This is a genomic window from Protofrankia sp. Cr1, from assembly GCF_963555865.1.
Lineage (GTDB): Bacteria > Actinomycetota > Actinomycetes > Frankiales > Frankiaceae > Protofrankia.
Map to the genome: position 1 here is coordinate 5,982 of NZ_CAUVXO010000211.1, position 2,130 is coordinate 8,111.

Sequence of the window (2,130 nt, forward strand, 5' to 3'; positions counted from 1 at the left end):
CAGACGGACGCCGTCGAGATGCCGCAGCGCGGGCAGGAGGTGCGTCACCGCCTGCTCGCCCGCGCCGACGATCGCGACGCGCACCTCGGGCCGATCGGCATCCTGTGAACTACCGGCACGCTCGGTCTGCACCAGGGACATGAATGCTCATCCTTCGGATTAGAGAAAGACCGAGGAGGACCTCGGGCTTTCTGTGCGATGAGAGGTCACGAGGTAGCTGCGCGGGCGGGGCGGACATGAGACCCCGCGACAAACGAGCCGGTGGTCGTGATGCCGGCCGTGCGCAGCCTGCGTACGCTGCGCGCCGGCGAGTTCGGCGCTTGTCTTCATTTCAGCGAACGGTCTGACGAGCTACGTGGCCCACCCCGCCATAGATCCAGACGTCCTCGTGGCCAGGGGGTAGCTCGTCGGTGGGCCGCCACGTCGGCACCTGGACCAGGCCGGGGTCGAGGAGATCGGTTCCGTCGAAGAAGCTCGCGATCTCCGCTTTGGCCCGCAGGGTGAGTGCCATCGCAGCGCTGCGGTAGGTGGACACGACGTCCTCCGCCGCCGTGGGACGCAGATCGGCGGTCGCATGGGACAGAACGAGGTAGCTACCCTCGGGGAGAGCGTCGAGAAGGCTTTTCACGATGGTGCCGGGGTTCTCCTCGTCGGTGATGAAGTGCAGGATCGCGACGAGGAAAAGACCGACCGGCCGGGTGAAGTCGAGGGTTTCGGTCACCTCCGGCGCGGACAGGATGCGGTCGACATGGCGCAGGTCGGCGTCGAGATAGGCGGTAACGCCGTCGGGGGTGCTGGTGAGCAGGGCACGGGCGTAGGCCAGGACGAGCCGATCGTTGTCGGTGTAGACGATCCGGGACGCCGGGGCGACATCCTGGACGATCTCATGAAGATTCGGGCTGGTGGGAATACCGGTGCCGATATCGAGGAACTGGCGGACACCGCACTCGGCCGCGAGGAACCGGGCCGCGCGGACCAGGAAACGTCTGTTCTCCCGTGCCATGAGCCGGGCCTCGGGTGCGGCGTCGAGGACCCTTTCCGCCGCTGCACGGTCGGCGGGGAAGTTATCCTTCCCGCCCAGGTAGTAGTCGTACAGGCGGGCGGGATGGGGAACGCTCACGTCGATACCGACCGGAGTCTGGTCTCCCTGGTCCTCGGGCATGGGATGGGGTTCCGTTCACTACGGGACGTCCTCGCAACCCTCATCAGGATTGTGGACCGTCCAGGATGGCAAGAACAGGCAAGGTGGTGTCACTGTCCCGGATGAACGCCTGCGGGTCATTCCCTCCAGCGAGAAGCTTCGATTCGGCATCGCCGAGGGCCGTGACCTGTGAAGATGCACACCAAGAAGGAAGATCATTCCGGCTGGATGGTCGGATTGGTTGCACGACAGGGTCGTGCCACGTCGCGTGATCGCCGGTGGTAGACGAAGGACACCCACGCATGATCGCCATTTCTCCATCGCCCACCCGTGCACCGGACGGTCCCCTTGGGCAAGCGGACGACACCGGTCGGGGTGAGAACGGTCCGTGGTGGAGCGGGACGACCGCCGGGCCGACGAGAATAAACCGCAGAGACCGACTGTCGCCACAAGGGCACCGGCGGCATCAGCCCATGAGACGGCGATGGACGTGTGCGGTTATCCCTTCTCATGTTTTCGAGGGTTCCCATCCGGAGACGGCGAAGTTCTCCCGCCGTCGATAAAGATCTACGCCAATGCGGGTGTAGGGATAGGTGTTGTCAGGGAGCTCGTCGAGGGGGAACCAGGCGATGCGGGCGCACTTGTGTGGTTCGGCGTTGACCGGTTCGCCGTCCCACCACTGTGGACGGAAGAACAGGCCGAGGCGCCCTTCGGCGCGGTCGTTGCGGAAGTGGACGGTCGAGGCGAGCGTCAGCGACGCGCGGTCCAGGATGAGGCCGATCTCCTCACGGGTCTCCCGGATGAGCGCGGCGGCGGCGTCCTCACCGGCTTCCAGCTTCCCAGAAGGGACATTCCACTCACCATCAGCGAAACCAGTACCGGATCGAAGCGCAAGCAGTACCGCGTTATCACGGATAAGCAGCAACATGACATCGATGACGCTGGCGTACGCCATGGCGGCAGTCTCTCCCGACGACGAGTAGGTGATA

Annotated in this window: 2 protein-coding genes; both read right to left on the reverse strand. The window is 65.0% G+C overall.

The window, feature by feature from the left end:
- Positions 1 to 331 precede the first annotated feature (331 nt).
- The gene (locus tag U9980_RS16415; protein WP_322768718.1) at positions 332 to 1,162 is read right to left on the reverse strand and encodes an SAM-dependent methyltransferase; all 831 of its coding nucleotides are present in this window, start codon (positions 1,160 to 1,162) and stop codon (positions 332 to 334) included.
- Between the two features lie 487 nt (positions 1,163 to 1,649).
- On the reverse strand, positions 1,650 to 2,130 hold a 481-nt coding region (locus tag U9980_RS16420; protein WP_322768719.1), incomplete at its 5' end, for an NUDIX hydrolase.